General features: G+C 62.9%; 20 protein-coding genes. 5 read left to right on the top strand and 15 right to left on the bottom strand.

The annotated features are described in order from the left end of the window. Positions 1-110 precede the first annotated feature (110 nt). Positions 111-1709 carry a protein translocase subunit SecD gene (secD, locus tag METAC_RS0118760; protein ID WP_026608193.1) on the bottom strand — a complete coding sequence of 533 codons (1599 nt, stop codon included), beginning with the start codon at positions 1707-1709 and terminating at the stop codon, positions 111-113. Positions 1710-1815: 106 nt separating this feature from the next. Then, complete coding sequence (gene yajC, locus METAC_RS26875; protein ID WP_026608192.1) at positions 1816-2163, bottom strand: preprotein translocase subunit YajC; 348 nt, start codon at positions 2161-2163, stop codon at positions 1816-1818. Positions 2164-2439: 276 nt separating this feature from the next. Here yajC and METAC_RS0118750 point away from each other — a divergent pair, with 276 nt between their 5' ends. Further along, complete coding sequence (locus tag METAC_RS0118750; RefSeq protein WP_026608191.1) at positions 2440-3330, top strand: ATP-binding protein; 891 nt, start codon at positions 2440-2442, stop codon at positions 3328-3330. Between the two features lie 135 nt (positions 3331-3465). Here METAC_RS0118750 and METAC_RS0118745 read toward each other — a convergent pair whose 3' ends face one another. Both METAC_RS0118745 and dusA read right to left on the bottom strand, forming a co-directional pair. Further along, complete coding sequence (locus METAC_RS0118745; RefSeq protein ID WP_026608190.1) at positions 3466-4713, bottom strand: alkaline phosphatase family protein; 1248 nt, start codon at positions 4711-4713, stop codon at positions 3466-3468. A 182-nt stretch (positions 4714-4895) separates the two neighbouring features. Next, the gene (gene dusA, locus METAC_RS0118740) at positions 4896-5897 is read right to left on the bottom strand and encodes a tRNA dihydrouridine(20/20a) synthase DusA (protein ID WP_026608189.1); all 1002 of its coding nucleotides are present in this window, start codon (positions 5895-5897) and stop codon (positions 4896-4898) included. 463 nt (positions 5898-6360) lie between these two features. On the opposite strand from dusA, the gene bioB reads away from it, so the two are divergent. Both bioB and METAC_RS0118725 read left to right on the top strand, forming a co-directional pair. After that, on the top strand, positions 6361-7350 hold the full coding sequence (gene bioB / locus METAC_RS0118730; protein ID WP_026608187.1) for a biotin synthase BioB: 990 nt from the start codon (positions 6361-6363) through the stop codon (positions 7348-7350). Between the two features lie 19 nt (positions 7351-7369). Further along, positions 7370-8605 carry a PQQ-dependent sugar dehydrogenase gene (locus tag METAC_RS0118725; RefSeq protein WP_051335684.1) on the top strand — a complete coding sequence of 412 codons (1236 nt, stop codon included), beginning with the start codon at positions 7370-7372 and terminating at the stop codon, positions 8603-8605. Here the strand turns inward: METAC_RS0118725 and trpB are convergent. From trpB to METAC_RS24520, 8 genes are all read right to left on the bottom strand, one after another. After that, entirely contained in the window at positions 8587-9828 is a 1242-nt protein-coding gene (gene trpB / locus METAC_RS0118720) for a tryptophan synthase subunit beta (protein WP_026608185.1), read from the bottom strand. The two genes, METAC_RS0118725 and trpB, sit on opposite strands and share 19 nt — an antisense overlap. A 160-nt stretch (positions 9829-9988) precedes the next feature. Further along, entirely contained in the window at positions 9989-10708 is a 720-nt protein-coding gene (locus tag METAC_RS24535) for a phosphoribosylanthranilate isomerase (protein WP_036255720.1), read from the bottom strand. 156 nt (positions 10709-10864) lie between these two features. Continuing rightward, positions 10865-11191 carry a LapA family protein gene (locus METAC_RS24530; RefSeq protein WP_036255718.1) on the bottom strand — a complete coding sequence of 109 codons (327 nt, stop codon included), beginning with the start codon at positions 11189-11191 and terminating at the stop codon, positions 10865-10867. A gap of 106 nt (positions 11192-11297) precedes the next feature. Further along, on the bottom strand, positions 11298-11588 hold the full coding sequence (locus tag METAC_RS0118695; RefSeq protein ID WP_026608184.1) for an integration host factor subunit beta: 291 nt from the start codon (positions 11586-11588) through the stop codon (positions 11298-11300). A 61-nt stretch (positions 11589-11649) separates the two neighbouring features. Next, positions 11650-12624, bottom strand: coding sequence for a signal peptide peptidase SppA (sppA, locus tag METAC_RS0118690; protein ID WP_026608183.1), 975 nt, complete (start codon positions 12622-12624; stop codon positions 11650-11652). A 165-nt stretch (positions 12625-12789) separates the two neighbouring features. After that, positions 12790-13488, bottom strand: a complete 699-nt coding sequence (locus tag METAC_RS0118685) for a phosphatidylserine decarboxylase (protein WP_026608182.1) — start codon at positions 13486-13488, stop codon at positions 12790-12792. A 119-nt stretch (positions 13489-13607) separates the two neighbouring features. Next, positions 13608-15596: an ABCB family ABC transporter ATP-binding protein/permease gene (locus tag METAC_RS24525; protein ID WP_084143795.1), complete on the bottom strand. Its 1989-nt coding sequence runs from the start codon at positions 15594-15596 to the stop codon at positions 13608-13610. Positions 15597-15763: 167 nt separating this feature from the next. Next, positions 15764-16156 carry a LysM peptidoglycan-binding domain-containing protein gene (locus METAC_RS24520; RefSeq protein WP_036255717.1) on the bottom strand — a complete coding sequence of 131 codons (393 nt, stop codon included), beginning with the start codon at positions 16154-16156 and terminating at the stop codon, positions 15764-15766. A 171-nt stretch (positions 16157-16327) separates the two neighbouring features. Here METAC_RS24520 and METAC_RS0118670 point away from each other — a divergent pair, with 171 nt between their 5' ends. Further along, positions 16328-16963 (top strand): LOG family protein, encoded by a 636-nt coding sequence (locus METAC_RS0118670; RefSeq protein ID WP_051335878.1) that lies wholly within the window; start codon positions 16328-16330, stop codon positions 16961-16963. Between the two features lie 78 nt (positions 16964-17041). Continuing rightward, on the top strand, positions 17042-18022 hold the full coding sequence (locus tag METAC_RS0118665) for an energy transducer TonB (protein WP_026608180.1): 981 nt from the start codon (positions 17042-17044) through the stop codon (positions 18020-18022). A 483-nt stretch (positions 18023-18505) separates the two neighbouring features. Here the strand turns inward: METAC_RS0118665 and cimA are convergent, their stop codons facing one another. Genes cimA through cysS form a run of 3 tightly spaced genes read right to left on the bottom strand, consistent with a single transcriptional unit; the run spans position 18506 to position 21953 of the window. Continuing rightward, on the bottom strand, positions 18506-20101 hold the full coding sequence (gene cimA / locus METAC_RS0118650) for a citramalate synthase (protein WP_026608178.1): 1596 nt from the start codon (positions 20099-20101) through the stop codon (positions 18506-18508). Continuing rightward, the gene (locus METAC_RS0118645) at positions 20098-20610 is read right to left on the bottom strand and encodes a GNAT family N-acetyltransferase (RefSeq protein ID WP_026608177.1); all 513 of its coding nucleotides are present in this window, start codon (positions 20608-20610) and stop codon (positions 20098-20100) included. The genes cimA and METAC_RS0118645 overlap by 4 nt, the downstream gene beginning before the upstream one ends. Next, positions 20607-21953 (bottom strand): cysteine--tRNA ligase, encoded by a 1347-nt coding sequence (cysS, locus tag METAC_RS0118640; RefSeq protein WP_026608176.1) that lies wholly within the window; start codon positions 21951-21953, stop codon positions 20607-20609. The genes METAC_RS0118645 and cysS overlap by 4 nt, the downstream gene beginning before the upstream one ends. Between the last annotated feature and the right edge of the window lie 121 nt (positions 21954-22074).

Raw genomic sequence — 22074 nt, 5'->3', positions numbered from 1 at the left:
CGCGCCATAAATAATTCTAGAGCGGAAAGGAGAAAAGGCGAAGCCCACTCCGCATCTGCTCTCGAGCGTGTTCCTGTCGATTGGATGATTCAATCCAATCGGAACGCGCTCTAGATCGGCAATTTAGTCGGCCGCCTATAGCGATACCAGAGCGTGATCATCATTCGCGTCATCGTCACCGCAGTCACGATGGTGGTCAGAATGCCGAGCGCCAAGGAGACGGCGAAGCCGCGAACCGGTCCGGAGCCAAGAAAATAGAGGATGGCGGCGGCGACGAACATCGTGACGTTAGAGTCCACGATCGTCGCAAAGGCGCGGTTGAAGCCGGCGTCGAGCGCGGAAATAATCGAGCGGCCCAAATGAGCTTCCTCGCGGATGCGCTCATAGATCAGCACATTGGAGTCGACCGCCATGCCGATCGTGAGAACAATTCCCGCAATGCCCGGCAAGGTAAGCGTCGCGCCAAGCATTATGAGGCCGGCGAAAATGAAGGCGATATGCACCAACAACGCGATATTGGCGAAGACGCCGAAAACGCCATAGGTGATGAGCATATAGAAAGCGACGAGCCCGGCCCCGACATAGGCCGCCCGCTTGCCGGCGTCGATGGAATCCTGGCCGAGCCCCGGCCCGACGGTCCGCTCCTCAACGATCGTGAGCTTGGCCGGCAAAGCGCCGGCGCGAAGGAGAATCGCCAGATTATTCGCCTGCTCGACCGAGAAGCGGCCTGAGATCTGTCCTGCGCCGCCTGTGATCGGGCTCAAGATCCGAGGCGCCGAGATAACCTTTCCATCAAGGACGATCGCAAAGGGGCGCCCGACATTTTCCGAGGTGACCTCGCCGAATTTCTGGCCGCCGCGAATGTTGAAGCGGAAATTGACGATTGGCTCCTGGGTGCGACTGTCGAAGCCCGGCGATGCGTCGACCAGATCCTCGCCCTGCACCATCACCCGCTTCTCTACAGGCAATTTCGCGCCAGGCCGTTCCTGGTCGTCGAGCTGCTCGAACTCGCTGGAGTCGGCGCCGGGCTCGGCGACGAGGCGGAATTCGAGCTTGGCCGTGGTGCCGAGAATCTCCTTGAGCTTGCTTGTGTCCTGCAGGCCCGGAACCTCGACAACGATCCGATCATCGCCCTGACGCTGAATATTGGGCTCGGTCGTGCCGAGGGCGTCGACGCGACGACGCAGGACTTCGATCGATTGCTCGACGGCGCGGCGGACCTTGGCGTTGACTCCGGCTTCCGTCACAGTGAATTGAATAAGTCCGTTGTCGCTCTCCGTCACGTCGAAGGCGGGGACGCGCGAGCCGTCCGGCAAGCCGCTGCCCGCCGCCGTGGCCAATTGCCTCAACTTGGGCATGACCTTGGCCCGCTCGGTCGCATCGGGGACGCGCAATTGAACTCCGCGCGGCAGCACGCCGATCCCGCCGGTGATCGCTATTTTTTCCTCACGAAGGATGCGCCTGACGCTGTCGCGCAGATTCTCGATCAGCGTCTTCGTCACCGATGGCGCGTCCACCTCGAGCACGACATGGGAGCCGCCCTGCAGATCGAGGCCGAGCACGATCGAGCGGACTGGAATCCATCGCGGCAGATGCGCGATCAGCGCTTCCCGACTCTGTGGGCTCAACAGACTCGGCGCAATGATCAGAGCGGCGAAGACCGTCATGGCCAGGATGGAGACGATCTTCCAGGTGGCGTAACGCAGCATGGCGTTGGCTTTTTCCACAATAAGAGGAGCCGCATCGGCCCTTGGCGTTCAGGCCGGCTTTGAAGCTACGCCTTCCGAGTGGAGGCGCGGGCGAGGCCGCGCAAATTCACGATTGCTCCTTGACCGGCTCGCCCTTGGCGCGAACCTCGGAGATCATGGCGCGGGCCATGCGGACCCGTACGTTGGGCGCGATCTCGAGCTCGATCTCAGCGTCGTCGATCACCTTGGTGATCTTGCCGATCAGCCCGCCATTGGTGACGACGCTATCGCCCCGGCGCAGATTCTTGATGAGATTGGCGTGATCCTTCGCCCGCTTTTGCTGAGGACGTATGATCAGGAAATACAGAATGACGAAGATCAGCGCGAAAGGCACGAGCTGAAGGATCACGTCTGACGATCCCGGCGGGCCGCCAGCCGGACCACCAGCGGCTTGGGCGAAAGCAGATGTGATCAAGTTTCCCTCTCCTCGATTGCGGCTTGCGCGCTTTGGCCTAGAACGGCGCGCGAATATAACCGGAGCCGGCGCGAATGCAATGGCGCGCAAATGGCCGGCCGCGCCCTTCCGCCGGTCGCTTCGGCTCTCCCGAAACCCGGCCGTCGCACGTCGGCGAATTCGACGGAAACCAAGCGCGGCGGCGCGCCAAGGATAGCCCGCTTCGCGCGGCGGGCTGGACCGCTCGACCGCGGCGGAGTACATCGGCAAGGCTCTCGCTGCGAACCGCGTCTCGACATGGCCTCTGCTCCTCCTGATCCCGAGCCGCCCTCGGCCTCGATTCTCGAACGGATCGCGGCCGCGCTGGAGCGGCTCGCCCCGCCGCCTCCCTCACCGCCGGACTTCAATGCCGCGGACGCCTTCGTCTGGCATGCCGCGAGGGCCCTGTTGCAGCCTGTGCCGCGCGTCAATCGAGTCGAAATGAACCTCCTGCGCGGCGTCGACCGGCTGCGCGACACGCTCCTGGACAACACCCTGCGCTTCGCGAAGGGCTTCGCCGCGAACAATGCGCTTCTCTGGGGCGCGCGCGGCATGGGCAAATCGTCCCTCGTCAAGGCGGCCCATGCCGAGGCCAATGCGAGGCTTTCCGCCGCACCCGGCTTCACGCCGATGAAGCTCGTCGAGATTCATCGCGAGGACATCGACAGTCTGCCGTCTTTGATGACGCTTTTGCGCGAGGCGCCGCATCGCTTCATCGTCTTTTGCGACGATCTCTCCTTCGACGCCGCGGATACGAATTACAAATCGCTCAAGGCCGCGCTCGAAGGCGGCGTCGAGGGGCGTCCGCGAAACGTTCTTTTCTATGCGACGTCGAATCGCCGCCACATCCTTTCACGGGAAATGGTCGAGAATGAGCGGGGGACCGCCCTCAATCCCGGCGAATCGGTCGAGGAAAAGGTCTCGCTTTCAGACCGCTTCGGTCTTTGGCTCGGTTTTCATGCCTGCTCGCAAGACGATTATCTGGCGATGGTCTTCGGCTACGCCGACCATTTCGGCCTGGCGAAGGACCGCGCCGCGATCGAGCGGGAGGCGCTCGAATGGGCGGTCACGCGCGGCTCGCGCTCCGGACGCGCCGCCTGGCAATATATCCAGGATCTCGCCGGTAGGCTCGGCAAGACGGCGGATTGATACGGCCGCGCCGAACGATAAAGGCCCTGCAGACAAATTCGGAGCGAAACGCAGAGGTCTCGCTCCGATTTACGACTTTTCACCTAGATGCACGCGCTCCCTCAGCAGCCAAACCAAAGGAGCGCAGTCTAGCGGCTAGCGAAACAGATCCGTCATCAAGTTGACGTTGGCGTCGCAGGCATGGTTGAGGCACGGCAGCCCGAGCTCGGATTCAAGCGTCTTCAGCAACGAGAAATGGGTGTATCGAACGGCGCTCTTAACGCCGTGGGCGCCATAATTGGTGTCGACGATGGCCACGACCTGGTTAACGTTCGGCGCAACGCTGTAGTCGTTTTCGTCCCACACGAGGACAATGGCGTTATGGCCATATCTCCAGGACGAAGACTGGTGGATAGCAGTCACGATCCGCTGCACGGCCACGTCGCCTCGCTGGATAAGGGCCGGGTTCAGGCTCGCCTGAGAGCCGTCCGACGCTGGATCATAATCACAGAATGCCCCCGCATTGCCGCGTCCGTGCTGGTCGTTGCACTGATTAGGCGCAATCAACGAAAAGTTCGGCGATGCGCCTGCAGCAAGATCCGCATAAAGGCCGGATGCCCCTTCGAAGTCGACGATGTTCGCCAAGCTGTTTTTCGGATTCGCTCCGTCCTGGACAGACTTGAAATAGGCGAACGGGTTATGTTTGACCGCGTAGAGCGCGACGACGGAACTCTGCGAAAGCGGCGGATTGAGCGTGGGCGTGATCTTGCTGAAATCCGTGCTGTCAGTGAAGACGCCATCGCTGTAGTTGACGCTGTCGGCGCCGGCGAGCGGTAGGCTTTCCTGATAGCTTTTCCAGGACAGGCGGTGAGCGACGAGCTGATCGGCGATCGTCATGCCGACGGTGCCCTGCGCGGCCGGGACGGACGCAACGCCGTCGATGTCGTTCTCGCCGGGCGTTCCTTGAACTTCGTTCGTCGTGTCGACAGCAGGGGTCGCGGCGTCGGTTCCCTGGCCCGAAATCGGGCAGATCTTGCCGGTGGGCGGATTGTCCGTCGCGGCGACCTGCGTGGCCAGGTTGGTCTGGCAGGAGCTGTTATGCCAATCCGGATAATTGTCGCTGCGAACGCCGAAATTGGAGCCGCCGACGATCTCGAGATAGTTCGTTAGGCTCGGATGTCCAACCGCGTAGTAGTTGGTCGCCAAATTTGCGGATTTCGCATATTGGTTGATGTAGGGCGCGTTGGGATTGTTGATGATCTGGCCATAGCCGTGATTTTCCATGATGATCAGGAAAACATGGTCTAAACGGGTGACGCCCCGGATCGTGGGTCCTTCAGCGGCTAAGCACGGCTGAGCGATCGCCGAGACTAAAAGCCCGAGCGCCGCGGCAGTTTTCTTCATGTCTTTTCCCCCTACCCCTTGCCTTTGCTCAAAGCCTCGTCCAACGGCACTCCCGATTGGCCAGCCCGGCTCCGCGCCTTGTCTCTACGGATCGCGCACGAAGCTTTTGTGGCGGATATGTCTCATTCCCGCGATAGGGAGCGAATTATCGAGCGCTTGCAGCCTACGGCTGTATCGAGGCCTCAAGCCGCGGCGTCGGCCCCGCGCCGCTGCGTGTCGACATGAGCCAAGGCCGCGCGCAAAACCGCAATTGTCGCGCCCCGCTTCGCCCCTTCGGTGGCGAGATAGCGTCGCCAGGCGCGCGCGCCGCGCGTCCCGTTGAAAAGGCCGAGCAGATGCCGCGTCATCGCGTGGAGCGGGACGCCTTCGGAGAGCCGCGCCTCGACATAGGGGATAAACGCCTCGACCGCCGCGAACGGGCCCGCGGCCGGGGCTTCCTCCCCGAAAAGGACGGGATCGACGTCGAGCAGCAGAGCCGGCTCCTGATAGGCCGCGCGGCCGACCATGACGCCATCGACGAAGGCGAGCTCGGCTTGCATCTGATCGAGGCCGCAGAGCCCTCCATTGAGCACGACAGGCACATGCGCGTATCGCTGCTTCAAGCCGCGAACGACTCCATAGTCCAACGGCGGAACATCGCGGTTCTCCTTCGGCGAGAGGCCCTTGAGCCAAGCCTTGCGCGCATGCACGATCAAGGCGTCGCAGCCCGCGGCGACGACCGTCTCGGCCAGGCGTCCGAGCGCCGTTTCGGGGTCCTGATCATCGACTCCGATCCGACATTTGACCGTGACAGGAACAGCGACGCGCGCCTTCATGGCCGCGACGCAGTCTCCGACCAGCTCGGGCTCGCGCATCAGGCAGGCCCCGAAGGCGCCGCTTTGGACGCGTTCCGACGGACAGCCGACATTCAAGTTGATCTCGTCATAGCCGATGTCCGCGCAAATTCGCGCGGCCTCGGCCAATTCACGCGGATCGGAGCCGCCGAGCTGCATAGCGACGTCGTGCTCGGCCTCATCGAAGCCCAGCAAGCGATCGCGCGCGCCATGTATCACGGCGCCGGTCGTCAACATCTCCGCGTAGAGCCGGGCGCGACGCGACAAGAGCCGATGAAAAAATCGGCAGTGCCGATCCGTCCAATCCATCATGGGCGCCACGGACAAGCGGATCTTGTGGTTTGGAAGCATCTTTTTCTGCAATCTCAATTCATATTGACTAGCCGCACGCGCCTATTTCCAAGGCTATGACTCGATCCACTTCCAAGCGCCTGGCGCAAAGCGAGGATTTCGACCCTTTATTTTCCACTGGTCCTTGAAGCTCGGCCATCTATCAGCCCGCATCGGCTTTTCAAAGCTTTCCCAGCGCATGGCGGCCGACCGCCACTCAACGAAACGCCGTCCAACGCAGAGCGATCGAAACCGGCGCAACCCTTCTGCGCGGACCCCGCGCTCAGGGGGCGAACGCCGCGCACGCCCAAAATCCTGCTCCGCGGCCGAGGGTGATGACGCCGACGCCGCTTCGCGATAAGAAAAAGCCGAAGAGCGCATTTTAAGTCCTTTTTCCTCGGTCGCGGTCAAGCTGAAGACGTTTCCGGGCGCGAATTCGCCATTCGCCCGCGTCTTTGGGCTTAGCGAAAGCAAAGAAACGCAGATGCATCAAAAAGCCGATCCTTCGTTCCGGCATGATTGGACCATCGACGAAATCATCGCCCTCTATGATTTGCCGCTTCTCGAGTTGATCGCCCGCGCGAACCGCATCCATCGCGAATTTCATGACGTCAACGACGTCCAGAAGGCGAGCCTGCTCAGCATCAAGACCGGCGGCTGCCCGGAGGATTGCGGCTATTGCTCGCAATCGGCGCATCACGGCGAAGTTCAGCTCGACCGGATCGACATGATGAAAAGCGAGGCCGTCCTCGCGCTCGCCGCGCGGGCCAAGGCGGCCGGCGCCGATCGCTTCTGCATGGGCGCGGCCTGGCGTAGCGTCCGCGACGGAGCCGCCTTCGATTCCGTGCTCGACATGGTGCGCGGCGTCCGCGCGCTCGGAATGGAGGCCTGCGTCACGCTCGGAATGTTGACCGAAAGCCAAGCGGCGCGCCTCAAGGAGGCGGGGCTCACCGCCTATAACCACAATCTCGACACGAGCCGCGAATTCTACCCCAATATCGTCACCACCCGGAGCTATGATGATCGGCTCGCGACATTGAACGCCGTGCGGGCGGCGGGCATAGAAATGTGCTGCGGCGGAATTATCGGCATGGGCGAGAGCGTCGCCGATCGCGCCGCCATGTTGCAAACTCTCGCGGGTTTCAATCCACATCCCGAAAGCGTGCCGATCAACGCGCTCGTCCCAATCGCCGGCACGCCGCTCGCTCAAAACGCGCGCGTTGAGCCGCTCGATTTCGTGCGCATGATCGCAGTCGCGCGCATCGTCTTGCCCGCGGCGCGGGTCAGATTGTCCGCCGGTCGCTCGGTCCTCAATCGCGAGGCGCAGATTCTCTGCCTGGTCGCGGGGGCGAACTCGATCTTTTATGGCGAAGCCTTGCTGACCACGCCGAACGCCTCGGCGAGCGAGGATGACGCATTATTCGCGGCTCTTGCGCCTCAATCGAACGCGGAGACCGCCCCTCATCTCGAATGAGCCAAGGAGGATCGAGCCCATGCTTCAGTCGACGCGCGCGCCCAAAAGCCGAGGCCTCGCCATTGGCGTCGCGGCCTTGGCCTTTGGTTTGGCTTATTGCTCCCCGACCGTGGCGCAGGACCTCGTTCCGCAAAGCGGCGCGAAAGCCGAGGAGCTGAAGCGGAGTCTCGCCGGGATCAAGCTTCCGCCCGGTTTCTCGATCAGCCTCTACGCCATCGTTCCCGGAGCCCGCGCACTGGCGGTCGGGCCGAACGGCAAGGTCGTTTTCGTCGGAACGCTGGAAAAAAGCGTCTATGCGGTCCGCGATCGCGCCCAGTCGGGCTCGGCCGACGAAGTCGTCGAGTTCGCCCCATCCGTCAAGAAAAAAATGCCGCATGGCGTCTGCTTCGATAGGAACGGCGCGCTCTACGTCGTCGAGCAGAACCGGGTTCTTTCCTTCGCCGACGCCGAAGCGTCCTACGCCAACCCTTCCATCGCCGCCAAACCCATCGTCGCTCAAGGCGATTTGATCCCGACGGCGGACGAAAACAGCAATCACAGCGCGCGCGTCTGCCGCGTCGGCCCGGCCGACGAAAAGCTCTATGTCGCGCTCGGCGATCCCTATAATGTTCCGCCGCACGACAAAATGGCGGAATATGACAAATGGGGAATCGGCGGAATCATCCGCCTGAACCTGGACGGATCCAACCGCGAGATCTTCGCAAGTGGCATCCGCAATTCCGTCGGCATGGACTTCAACCCGGCGGATCGGACTCTCTGGTTCACCGACAATCAAGTCGATCGCATGGGCGACGACATTCCGCCCGGCGAGATCAATCGGGCGCTTCGCGCCGGCCTCAATTTCGGCTTTCCCTGGTACGGCGGCGGCCATACGCGGACGGAAGAATATAAGAGCGAAACGCCGCCCGCGGATGTCGTGTTTCCCGAGGTGGAGACAGTCGCGCACGCGGCAGATCTCGGCATGACCTTCTATCACGGCGCGCAATTCCCGCAAAAATATAGAGGCGGAATTTTTTCGGCGCAGCATGGATCTTGGAACCGAACGGTTCCGATTGGGGCGCGCGTCATGTTCACGTCGTTGAAGCCTGATGGCCACGCCGACAAGACGGAGCCTTTCGCCGAGGGCTGGCGCCAGCCGGACGGCTCCTATTCCGGCCGTCCGGTCGACGTCGCCGAACTGCCCGACGGCTCGATCCTGGTTTCGGACGACTACAACGGAGCGCTCTACAGGATCGTCTACATCCCGCCTAAATGATCCGCGACCGTGAAAATATCCTTATCGCCGCGGCCTGAAATATTCACCACCAACAGGTGATCCTGCTGCTTTTGCGGCGCGATTTCGGCGACCTTGGCGAGCGCATGCGCCGGCTCCAGCGCGGGAATGATTCCCTCGAGCTTCGCGCAGAGCTGAAAGGCGGCGAGCGCTTCCGCGTCCGTCGCCGAGAGATAAGTCACGCGGCCCGTTTCCTTCAGCCAGGCGTGCTCGGGACCTATGCCCGGATAGTCGAGTCCCGCTGAAATCGAATGGCCTTCCTCGATCTGCCCGTCCGAATCCATCAATAGATAGGTTCGGTTGCCATGCAACACGCCGGGCCTGCCGCCAGCGAGCGAGGCCGCATGTTGCTTATCGAGGCCGTAGCCGGCAGCCTCCACCCCGTAAATCTCGACCGACGGCTCATCGAGAAAGGGATGAAACAAGCCGATCGCATTAGAGCCGCCGCCGATGCAGGCGAAGAGCGAATCCGGAAGCCGGCCCTCGATCTCCTGCATCTGCTTTCGCGTCTCATCGCCGATCACACATTGGAAGTCGCGCACCATGGCGGGATAGGGATGCGGGCCGGCGGCCGTGCCGATGCAATAGAACGTATCGTCGACATTGGTGACCCAGTCGCGCAGGGCCTCATTCATCGCATCCTTCAGCGTCTTCGCGCCGGATTGCACCGGCACGACCTTGGCGCCGAGCATGTTCATGCGAAACACGTTGGGCTTTTGCCGCTCGACGTCGACCGAACCCATGTAGACGATGCATTCGAGGCCGAATCGCGCACAAGCCGTGGCCGTCGCGACGCCATGCTGACCGGCGCCTGTCTCGGCTATGATCCGCGTCTTACCCATGCGGCGGGCGAGCAGGATCTGGCCAAGCACATTGTTGATCTTATGCGCGCCCGTGTGATTCAATTCCTCGCGCTTGAAATAGATTTTCGCGCCGCCGCGCCCGCCCGTCTCGGCTGATTTTTGCCGCAGCTGTTCTGTCAGGCGCTCGGCGTAATAGAGCGGGCTCGGACGCCCGACGTAATGCGTGAGCAGATGATCGAGCTCGGCCTTGAACGCGGGATCCTTTTTGGCAGCCTCATAATGCTTTTCGAGATCGAGGATCAGCGGCATCAGGGTTTCGGCGACGAACCTGCCGCCGAAAATGCCAAAATGGCCGCGTTCGTCGGGTCCGCTGCGAAAGGAATTGAACTTTTCGGCCAGCACCGCATCGCCCTTTCAAATGGCGTCATGCAAGGAAGATATTGAATCGCCGCCCGCCGAAGTCACATCCGCCGCGCTCGTTTCACCGGGCTCGGTTCTGGTCGATTTCCCGGCGTTGGGCGGCGCGGGCCGGCGATCCCGGCGCTAAATCAGCGCAACCGTTCTAGACTCCCCATCGCGACAATCCAAGTTTTTCATCGGGCCCGTCACTCGGCGGAAGGGGTTGCGCCTCGCGCGAACGTGGGGCCCCGCGCGCCCGCGCGACAAATGCCGCGATCTCGGCTGGATCCTTCACGCCCGGCTCTCGCTCGACGCCGGACGAGACGTCGACCCCATGCGCGCGGGTCCGCCCGAGCGCCTCCGCGACATTTTCGGCGTCGAGGCCGCCGGCGAGCAGCCATGGCTTTTTGGTTTCGACCGCATCCAGGAGGCCCCAATCGAAGCCTGCTCCATGACCGCCGGGTCGGCTCGCGCCCGACGGCGGCTTGGCGTCGAACAGCAACATGTCGGCGACCTTGTCGTATCGGCCGATCTGGGCGAGATCGCTTTCTTCGGCAATGGCGATCGCCTTCATGACCGGGAGACCGAAATTGGCGCGGATCATGGCGATCCGCTCCGGGCTCTCCGAGCCGTGCAACTGAAGCCAATGCGGGTCGAGCGCCGCGATCGCCGCGGCGAGCAAGGCGTCGTCGGCGTTAACGGTCAGCAGCACCTTGCGGGCGCGCCCTTCAACCCTTCCCCCGAGACCTGCGGCGACGTCCAATGAGACATGCCGAGGACTTTTATCGAAAAAGACGAAGCCGACCAGGTCGGCCCCGCAGGCGAGCGCCGAGTCGAGCCCCTCTTGCGTGGCTAGACCGCAGATTTTGACGAGCGTGTCCATGGTCGGCCTCATCCGGTTCCACCTCATCGGGGATCGCTTCCGCAGCGGCGGACCAGCGCACGGCGTCCTGATCAAGGGTCCGCTCAGGAACGCAGACAGCCTCCGATTTCGTCGGCCCGCGCGGTGAAATCGACGGAAACGGTGAAAATCACAGTATCAGAGAGGCTTCCGCTTCTCGGTTGCAGGACGGTAGGACAGGCGCGCGCTTTCCGCCGTCAGCCGCCGCGCTTCCGCCACGGCCCGCCGCGCCGCCCGACGATGCTTGCCTTGCTCGATCCAGGTCGCGACTCCGCCGATGAAAACGCCGACCATCACGCAAATCAGCAAGATCAGATAGAGCGGCGCCACGATTTGGGGGCCCGGATGACCCGTCGCAACAAAAGGATCGAGAGCCAAGGCCACCGGCTGACGATTGGCGACCGCCACGGCGAGAACCGCCGCGACGATGGGGAGCAAAAGAAGCAGCCTCAAAAATCTGATCATTGGCCTTGCCGTGGAGATGGGCGCGCAGTCGCGCTATTGGCTCAATATATTTGTTGGGGCGCTTCCGCTCGCGCCGCCTTGGGCGTTCGCCTTGCCTTTCGAGGACTTAAGCGTGATAGCCTTCGTTCAGTCGCTCGCGCATTTCCTTGCCGGTCTTGAAAAAAGGCACCGCCTTCTCATCCACAGCGACATGTGCGCCGGTTCGTGGATTGCGCCCGACCCTAGCGTCCCGATGCTTCACCGAAAACGCTCCGAAGCCGCGCAGTTCCACCCTGTCTCCCCTCGACAGGGCGCTCGTGATCTCATCCAGGATCGCATTGACGATTTTTTCGACGTCGCGGAGGTAGAGGTGGGGATTGCGGTCGGCAATGCGCTGCACGAGCTCGGATTTGATCATTCGCCCCGCCCCCGATTGTAAGCTACTGTCCCGCAAAGGAAAACCAGACTTCCCCCACGCCTCAGCCCACGCCGTCAACTTGCCAAATCGATAGGAGACCGTCAAGCATCCGCTCGCGCGCGAGGTCGGCTCCCCGTTCGAGCAACTGACCGATCCCATCGAGATGAAGAAATTCGGCTACTCCCGCGGACAGGCTGAGCAGTCCCAGCCGCTCCCAAGACCTGTCACGCTTCCAGTCCCTCACCGGCAAGTCCTTGCGCACCGCCTTCTCCCGCTCCAGCCAATCGATGGCCTCGCGTTCGCCGCCGAGCCGATCGACGAGATGCAGCGCGATCCCTTGGCGCCCGGTGAAAACCCGTCCGTCGGCGACGGCCGCAAGCTGCGAATCGTCCATGCCGCGGCGCTCCTTCACGAGCGATTTGAACCACTCATAGCTGTCGTTCACGATCGACGCCAAAGCCGCGCGCGCTTCCGGGCTCGTCGGCTCGAACATGTTCGGCGCCGCCTTCAACGGCGAGGATTTGACGTCCTCGACCTTCACCCCGACCGTCTCGAGCAATTTGGCGACATTGGGATATTGGACAAGCACGCCGATCGAGCCGACGAGCGAAGTGCCTTGCGCCACGATCTGGTCCGCCCCGAGCGCGGCGATATAGCCTCCGGAGGCTGCGAGGGTTCCGACAACCGCGACAACCGGCTTCTTGGCCGCGAGACGGCGAAGCGCGTCGTAGAGCCGCTCCGCCCCCGCCGTCGTTCCGCCGGGACTTTCGATCGACAGCAGGACGGCGGCCGCCTCGGATTCCTCGATGTCATGGATGAGCTTCAGCGTGCCGCGATCGCCGGTGATGACGCCTTCGATCGAAAGCCGCGCGACATGCGGCGTGAAGCGTAGCGGGGCCTCGGCCCCGACGAGGCGAAGGCCGAGGGCGAAGACGCCGAGAACGAGAACGGAAAAGGCGGCGATGCGCCAGAACGAGACCTGCCGCCTCAACAGGCGCCGCTCGACCAGATAATCGGAAAACAGCGGCTCGGCCATGGGCGATCCAAACGCTCGAATTCTTTGCGAAACCGAAACACGACCAATTTCGGGATATGCGCAGGGCAAGAACGGCCGTCCGCCCTAAACGCATGCGCCGCAGCCGGGTTTCCTTCTACCGACTGGCCTTTGGGGAAGCAAGCGTCGGAGAGGGCGCGGAGGACGCTACTCGGCCTTGAAATTACGGCGCGGCGCATTGGCGCCAAGTTCGGCGAGGACGGTTTCTCCCGCAATCGTTTTGGAGCCGATTGCGACCAGCGGCCGCGCCGCCGCCGGCAGATAGACGTCGACGCGCGAGCCGAATCGGATCAGGCCGAACCGCTCGCCCGCTTCGACGCTTTCACCTTGGCGAACGAAACAGACAATGCGCCTGGCCACGAGCCCCGCGATCTGCACCACGCCAAAACGGCCCGCGGCCGATTCGATCACGAGGCCGTTTCGTTCATTATCCTCGCTCGCCTTGTCGAGATCGGCGTTGAGGAAGAGCCCCGGCTTATAGGCGATCTTCGCGACCCTGCCTCGGACCGGCGCCCGGTTCACGTGGCAGTCGAACACCGACATGAAAACCGAGATGCGCTGCAAGGGCTCCACGCCCAGCCCGAGCTCCGGCGGCGGAATGAAGAAGCCGATCGCGCTCACGACTCCATCGGCGGGCGAGATCACAAGGGTCTCGTCGAGAGGCGTATGACGGACGGGGTCGCGAAAGAAATAAACGCACCATGCGGTCGCGATGGCGCCGATCCAGCCGAGCACGCTGAAGAACGAGCCCAGGATCAAGGCGGCCAGGCCGAAGGCGGCGATGAAAATATAGCCTTCCGGATGGATCGGCGTGACATGCCTGCGGATCGAATTGATGATCGACATGAAGCAATCCCATTCTCGCGACAAGCGTTCGGCGCAGCCTCGCCATCGCATGACGCCGCGCCGACGGCAAGCGCGATGCTTTGCCTTCACGCCGACTTGTTCCCATTGCCCCCAACTTGTCACGCGCCTGAAACAATGTCCGCGTCCTCGTCGACGCGCATTGCGTCGGCCTGCCCTTCATCCGCCTCGGGCGCCCCGCCGCGCGCGCCTTGCGCCTCGATCTTGATGCTGAGCCTGCCGCCCTCCTCGATCGCGGCGCGCCGCAAGGTCTCCTCGGCCCGCCGGATGTCATGCTGCCGGCTCCACATGCCGGCGTAAACGCCCCTTTGCGCGAGAAGCTCGACATGGGTTCCCCGCTCGACGATCACGCCCTTGTCGAGCACGATGATTTCATCGGCGTTGACCACGGTCGAAAGCCTGTGGGCGATGATCAGGGTGGTCCGTCCTTTGGCGACGCGATCCAGGGCGTCTTGAATCTCGCGCTCGGTGTAGGAATCGAGCGCGGACGTCGCCTCGTCGAAAATTAAAATCGGCGGCCCTTTGAGCAGCGTCCGCGCGATGGCGACGCGCTGCTTTTCGCCGCCGGACAGCTTTAGGCCGCGCTCGCCGACCTGCGCGCCATAGCCGCCTGGCGCAAGCTCGATGAAGCGATCGATCTGGGCGAGGCGCGCGGCCTCCCTCATCTCTGCATCGCTCGCATCGGAACGACCATAGCGGATGTTATAGGCAATCGTGTCGTTGAACAGCACGGCGTCCTGCGGCACGATCCCGATCGCCGCGCGCAACGACGCTTGCGTCGCCGCGGAAATGTCCTGCCCGTCGATCGAGATGCGCCCGGACGAGGGCTCGTAGAAGCGAAAGGCCAGCCGGGATATGGTGGATTTTCCCGCGCCCGAAGGCCCCACGATCGCCAGGGTCTTGCCGGCCGGCGCCTCGAAGCTGACGCCTTTCAGGATCGGCCGGCGCGGATCATAGCTGAAGCAGACATTTTCGAACGAAAGCCTTCCTTCGGCGACGACGAGAGGCGCGGCGCCGGGCCGGTCCATAACGTCGGGCTCTTCGGCCAGGATGTCGAACATCATCTCGAGATCGATCGCGGCCTGCCGGAGCTCGCGATAGACGAGGCCGATATAGCTGAGCGGCTGATAGAGCTGGATCATCATCGCATTCACGAGAACGAAGTCGCCGACCGTGTGCGCGCCGCTCCTCACCCCGCCCACGCTCATCGCCATCACGCTGGTCAGGCCCAGCGCAAAAATGATCGCCTGGCCGGCGTTGAGCAAAGCAAGCGACGTATAGGTCTTGACGCTCATGCGCTCGTAGCGCGCGATCGATTTGTCATAGCGCTGCTGCTCGCGCTCCTCCGCGCCGAAATATTTCACGGTCTCGAAATTAAGGAGGCTATCGATCGCCTTGGCGTTGGCGTCGGCGTCGCTTTCGTTCATCGCCCTGCGGATCGCGATGCGCCAGGTCGTCGCGACGAGGGTGAAGCCGACATAAGCGAGGATCATGGCCGCCACGACCGCCACATAGCGCCAATCGAATTGCACCAGAAGCACGATGAGGACCATGACGAATTCGACGAGCGTCGGCGCTGCGGTCAACATCGTCGTGCGCACGATTGTCTCGATGGAATCGCGGCCGCGCTCGAGCACGCGCGTGACGCCGCCCGTCTTCCGCTCCAGATGGAAGCGGAGAGACAACCGATGCAGATGCGCGAAGACGTCTCGCGCGAGGCGGCGCACCGCATGCATCGCGACATCGGCGAAGATGGCGTCGCGTCCCTGGGTGAAGAGCGACATGGCGATGCGCAAGGCGCCATAGGCGAGCGTGAAGGCCAGCGGCGCAGCCATGACGCCGAACACGGGAGCGCTCGCCGGCTCGGCCAAGGCGTCGGTCGCCCATTTGAAAGAATAGGGAATCGCGATCGTGACGAGCTTCGCCGCCAGCAGCAAAGCAAGAGACACATAAATCCGCCGCTTCAAATCCGCCCGGTCGGAAGGCCAGATATAGGGCCAGAGCTTTCGCCCGAGCGCGGCCATCGCCGCCTTTCTCACGACGGTCGCGCCGGGCGGCGGAGGAAGCTGAGGCAAAGTGATTTGATCCATCGGGTCTCACGTGGGCGGGGTTTGATCTCGCCAAGAGCGCGGCGCGGGCGTCACCGAATTTCATATAGGCCGCGCAGCCACAATCCGCATTGCGGATCCTGCGTGGAAGCCGCGATGCGCGCGCGGCTCCTCCTCGAAGCATCGCCGATCCGGCGAGCAAAATATCTTCAATCTGGTCCGACGCCTTTTGGGACGAGAATGCGCTGGCCGGGGTAGATCTTGCGCGGATCGCGGATCCGCGCGGCGTTCCGGGCGTAGATCTCGGAATAATCGACGCCTTTGCCGCGCAACCTCCGGCTGATGCTCCACAGGCTGTCGCCCTTTCGAACTTCAACGGCGTCGGAACCGCTCGCCGCCTCATTGACCTGTATAGCTTCAGCTTCGGCTGCAGCCGAAGGTTCGGCGGTTGGCGCGTCGGCCGTCACGGCAGCGCTTCCTTCCGCTCTCGTCTCGCGCCTTCGCGCCTCAAAATCTGGCTCGCCGGTTTGCTTGACCGCGCCAAAGCGGCTCGAGACGAACAGCACGACGACGAGGCAAAAGCCGCACGCAAGCGCCGTCATTTTCCTGCACATGAGCACCCCGCAAGCCCCAATCGTCAGGCCCCGAACAGCATAATGCAAAGACCCTTGCGCCGGCTGTGGAAACTGAGGGCAGCGTCGCGCCGGGATTTCGCGCCGGCAGTCCGTCGTTCGCCCCTTGACCCTGTGCGGAGGGCTTGCGACAAGCGCGCCATGTCGTCAAACCAGATTGCAGTGGAGGCTAAGCCTCGACTGGTGCGGAATATTTGCGTCTATTGCGGCTCCGCTCAAGGCGCCGATCCCCTTTATGAAGCTGCGGCGTCGAGCCTCGGGCGCGCGATGGCGAAGGCCAGCATAGGCCTCGTCTATGGCGGCGGCGGCAATGGCCTCATGGGCGCGATCGCCCGCTCGGTGCTCGCCGAGGGCGGCGAGGTCACCGGCGTCATCCCGGATTTCCTCCGCCAGAAGGAGCAGCCTCCCTCCCGTGGCCAGGAATGCGTCGTCGTTCCGGACATGCACACGCGAAAACGGCTGATGTTCGAGCGCGCAGACGCTTTCGTCGCGCTGCCGGGCGGCATCGGCACGCTCGAGGAATTGGTCGAGCAATTGACGTGGGTGCAGCTCGAGCGTCATTCGAAACCTGTCGTCATCGCCGACATCGGCGGGTTCTGGCAACCTTTGCTGCATCTTTTCGCCCATATGCGCGAGCGCCGGTTCATTCAATCGTCTTTCGAGGTCCGCTATCTTGTCGCCGAAAAGATCGAGGATATTCTGCCGATGATCGAAACGGCCGCCGCCAGGACCGAGCTTCTCGGCGCGCGAAAGGATATTGTCGATCCCAGATTGTAAAATGCTTGCGCGACTGACATTTTTCGCAGGCCCATTTTTTGAGACATCCATCGTGAGCTTCGCCCTCTGATCTTCGACATGAGCTTCAAGGCCGATCCAGACGAGCGCCTGATCGCGCCGCCGAGCGCCGAGCCGCCCTCGCGGAAGCGGCTGTTCGCGCTTCTTCTCGCGATGTGCTTCTTGATCCATGCTGGCCTTCTCGCGCTCCTGCTTCTTCGCGACAGGTTCGCGCCCGAGGAAGCCGCCCACGAAGAAGAAATTCCGGTGGAGGTCGTGGTGGAGACCCCGCCGCCGGAGCCGGAGCCCCCGCCGCAACAGCAGCAAAAGCAACCAAAGGAGCCTCCAAAGCCCAAGGTCCAGGACGATGAGAAGCCGGCCTTCGACGCGCCGAGGACCGCCAACCAGGAGACCGTGGAGCGGGACGCGCCGGACAAGCAGACGCAATCGCCGCGCGTCGCGCCCATGACGAAACATACGGCCGAAAAGCCTTCGCCGGAGAAAAAGCCGCAGCCTCAGCAGGCCGCCACGGCGCAGCCGGAGGAGCAGACGACGCCGCAAAAGTTCGACGAAGACAAGCCCGAAGCCGAGGCGCTCGATAAAGCCGCGCCGGAACCGCCGACAAGACCTCAAGACAAGCCCAAGGAAAAGAAAACGCCGGTCGAGTCCAAGACGCCGCCTGGCCCCGCCAAGAAGCAGACCGTGGCCGACCAGCTCGCGGCGCTAAATTCGCTTCCGGATTATAAGGTCGGATCTCTCGCAAAGCCCGCGCCCGTCGCCGGCGGAACGGAAAGGACCACCTATCTCTCGATCCTGTTCGGCTTGATCATGCGGCAGATGCATTATCCGCCAGGGCTTCGCGAACGCCATGTGGTGGGCGAGGGAATCATCTCGTTCTATGTCGACGAGCGCGGCAATCTGACCCATCAGGCGGTCTATCGGACGAGCGGGCTGCCGGAACTCGACTCCGCCGCCCTGAACGCCGTCCGCCGCGCCGCGCCCTTCCCGGCGCCGCCCAGAGGCGATCCGCACGCAATCTGGTTTCACTTCGACACGCGATGACAGCCGCCGCGCCGACGCTGCAGCAGCCCAGGCCAAAATTGAAATTGCGGCTACTGTCCCGATTTAGTAGTCGCCGCTTCCAACCAAAGGATGGATTCCGCCCGAGCCGCGACTGTGACGATGCACGCGCGGCTTACTGCGCTTAGCGGCCGGAACGACGGCTTCCGCTTTGGAGACGGAAACCGCATTGGCGTTGACTATAGGCAGAGCGGACGCGACAGGGACGTCGACCGCGCATAGGAAGATTGCGAGAATAACATAACGCATTTGCCTACTCCCTTCGGGGCAGGGGCCTCATGAGACCTGAACTTCCATATACACGCTTAACACATTTCGCCGCGATGGGGAGTAGGAATTGCGGCGCCGCGCCGTGCAACCGCTCGGCGGCGCAGCCCGGAAAGACCGCCATTGGCGCCGAGCCGAAAATCAAAGCGGAGGCGCTGCCGGTCCAATGCTGAAGAATGCAGGTCGATGGGCGCGCGCCTATCGCGCGCCGGATTTCAACAATTTGTAGGTGATGGCGTCGGTCAACGCCTGGAACGAGGCGTCGATAATATTGGCCGAAACCCCGACCGTCGACCAAGACTCGCCCCCTGCGTCGCGAAATTCAATCAGGACGCGCGTCACCGCGTCGGTGCCGCCTTGAAAGACGCGCACGCGATAATCGACAAGCTCGAGATCGCCGATGTAGCGTTGATATTTGCCGAGATCCTTGCGCAAGGCGAGATCGAGCGCATTGACCGGCCCCTCCCCCTCGGCGGCCGAAATCAAAACCTCGCCATCGACGCGCACTTTCACGGTCGCTTCCGACACCGTCACCAGATCGCCTTGGGCGTTGTGCCGGCGCTCGACGTCGACACGAAAACGCTCGACCTCGAAATAAGTCGGCGCCTCGCCGAGCGCCCTTCGGGCGAGCAGCTCGAAGGAAGCGTCGGCGCCTTCATAGGCATAGCCCAGCGCCTCCTTCTGCTTGACCTCTTCAAGCAGGGTTGTGACGCGCCGGTCGTCCTTGTCGAGGCGCACGCCGATCCGCTCCAGCTCGGCGAGAATATTGGACTTGCCGGCCTGGTCGGAGACAAGAAGCCTGCGCTTATTGCCGACGCTTTCCGGCGCCACATGCTCGTAAGTGCGCGGCGCCTTCATGACGGCGGAGGCGTGAATGCCCGCCTTGGTCGCGAAGGCCGAGGCGCCGACGTAAGGCGCGTGGCGGTTCGGGGCGCGGTTCAGCAATTCATCGAGCGTATGGCTGATCTTTGTGAGGCTCGCGAGTTTCTCGAACGGCACTCCGATCTCGAAATGCTCGGCGAAATCCGGCTTCAGCAATAATGTAGGAATCAGCGAGACGAGATTGGCGTTGCCGCAGCGCTCGCCGAGCCCGTTTAGCGTGCCCTGGATCTGCCGCGCGCCCGCGCGCACCGCGGCGAGCGAATTGGCGACCGCGTTCTCCGTGTCATTATGCGCGTGGACGCCGAGATGCGCGCCCGGCACATGGAGCGCGGCCTCGGCGACGATGCGCTCGATCTCATGCGGCAGCGTCCCGCCATTGGTGTCGCAGAGCACGATCCAGCGCGCTCCGGCCTCATAGGCCGCCTTGGCGCATTGGAGCGCGTAGTCGGGGTTCGCCTTGAACCCGTCGAAGAAATGCTCGCAATCGAGCAAGGCTTCACGCCCCTTGCTCCGCGCCGCCTCGATCGACTGGACGATCGATTCGAGATTTTCCTCGAGCGTGCAGCCGAGCGCAACATGGACCTGATAATCCCAGGCCTTGGCGACATAGGTGATCGAATCGGCGTCGGCGGCGAGCAGGCTCGCGACGCCCGGATCATTGCCCGCCGAACGCCCGGCCCGCTTGGTCATCCCGAAGGCCGCGAAGCGGGCATGATGCAGCTTCGGCCTGCTCGCGAAAAACTCCGTGTCGAGCGGATTGGCGCCCGGATAGCCGCCCTCGATATAATCGAGTCCGAGACTATCCAACATCGCGGCGATATGGCGCTTGTCGGCGAGGGAGAAATCGACGCCCGTGGTTTGCGCGCCATCGCGCAAGGTCGTGTCGAAGAGATAGAGTCTTTCGCGCGTCATGACCGCAGGTCCGGCGTTTGCGGCGACAGGGTTTTTTTCATGCGCGTGTTGCCGAACCATTCGCCGTCAAGAGAGATCGTGTTGCGGCGCTCGGCGGTGAAGCCGAGCTTCTCGAATAGAGGTCTTGCGGTGTCGCTGGCGTCGACCAACAGCGTCGGCAGCGCTCGCGCGCGGGCGAGCTTCTCGACCGCATCCAGGAGAGCGCTTGCGACGCCGCTCCGCGCGACCGCTGGATGAACATAGAGCTGGTCGATCAGGCCGCCATCCAGCAGGACGACGAAGCCGACGGGCGAGCCTTCCATCAGCGCGACCAGGCTCAAGCCCTTCTTGAGCGTTTCGGCGAGCGCGGCTTCATCTTCGGCGGCGGAAGCCCAAGCGGCGCGCTGCGCCTCGTCATAATCCTCGACGGTCAATTCTTCTATGGACGCGAGCCTGATCTCGGCGAGAAGCGGCAGGTCGGCGGGAAGATAGGGCCGCAGCGAAGGCTTGGGGACGGCGCGGGCGTTCATCGCTTGGGCTCCCAGGACGTCGTGCCGTCCTTGTTGTCCTTGAGAGCTACGCCCATCGCGTCGAGCTCGTCGCGGATGCGGTCGGACTCCGCCCAGTTCTTGTCTTTGCGCGCGGCGAGGCGACGCGCAATGTAGGTCTCGATTTCAACCTTAGGAATAGCAAGATCGGATGAAGTCGCATGTGCGTCCCATTGCCGAACGCCAAGCAAGTCCAGACCGCTGCGAAGAGCGCCCGGCCGACACCCCTTCAGGGAATGAAGCTCGGCGATCGCCCTCGGCGTGTTGAGATCATCGCTCAAGGCTTCGATAAATTCCTCGCTCGGCGGCTCAGTCGCAATATCCGCGTAAGTGCGTCCCCAATCGAGCAAGATCTTTTCCGCCTCCTCCAGCGCCTTCACCGTAAAATCGATTGGCTGCCGGTAGTGCGTGCGCAACATCGCGAGCCGCAACACTTCGCCGGGCCATGAGCGCCCGCCGAACTTGTCGCTATGCAACAGCTCGTGAATGGTCACGAAATTCCCCAGGCTCTTGGACATTTTCTCGCCCTCGACCTGGAGATGGCCGTTGTGCATCCAGACATTGGCCATCACCTCATGGCCGAAGGCCGAGCAGGTCTGCGCCACCTCGTTCTCATGATGTGGAAAGACGAGATCTATGCCGCCGCCGTGAATGTCGAAAATCTCGCCCAAATGTTTCCAGCTCATGGCCGAGCATTCGATATGCCAGCCGGGCCGCCCCCGGCCCCAGGGGCTCTCCCAGCCCGGCTCGTTCGGGGCCGACGGCTTCCACAAGACGAAATCCATCGGCCCGCGCTTATAGGGCGCGACCTCAACCCGCGCGCCGGCGATCATGTCATCGAGCGGGCGCTTGGAGAGCTTGCCGTAATCCGGCATGGAGGGAACGTCGAACAGCACATGGCCTTCCGCTGCATAGGCGTGGCCGTTCGCAAGCAGCCTTTCGATGATCGCGATCATCTCCGCCATATGCTTGGTCGCGCGCGGCTCGACGCTCGGCGGCAAGCACCCCAAGGCGGCGGCGTCCTCGTGAAAGATCGCCGTCATCTCATCGGTCAGCACGCTGATGTCGACGCCGCGCTCCGCCGCCCGCGCATTGATCTTGTCGTCCACGTCGGTGATGTTGCGGACATATTTGACGTGGGTGTCGCCAAAGGCATGGCGCAACAGCCGGAACAGGACGTCAAAGACGATCAGCATCCGCCCATTGCCGATGTGGAGATGGTCGTAGACCGTCGGGCCGCAGGCATAGAGCCGGACGTTCGAGCGATCGATCGGCTCGAAAATCTGCTTCTGGCGGGTCAGCGTATTATAGAGCCGCAGCGACATGTCTTCCCCTTGAGCGCCGGCGCTGCCTGGGGTGTCGAGGTCGAACTCTTCAAGAGGACAAGACGGCTCCAGCCAGCGGCAAGGCTAGCCGATACAAATAATGATCGTCGCCGAATTGGGC

It is taken from the genome of Methylocapsa acidiphila B2, from assembly GCF_000427445.1.
Lineage (GTDB): Bacteria > Pseudomonadota > Alphaproteobacteria > Rhizobiales > Beijerinckiaceae > Methylocapsa > Methylocapsa acidiphila.
The sequence above is the reverse complement of the archived record's forward strand: the minus strand, read 5'-3'. Positions and strand labels throughout refer to the sequence as shown.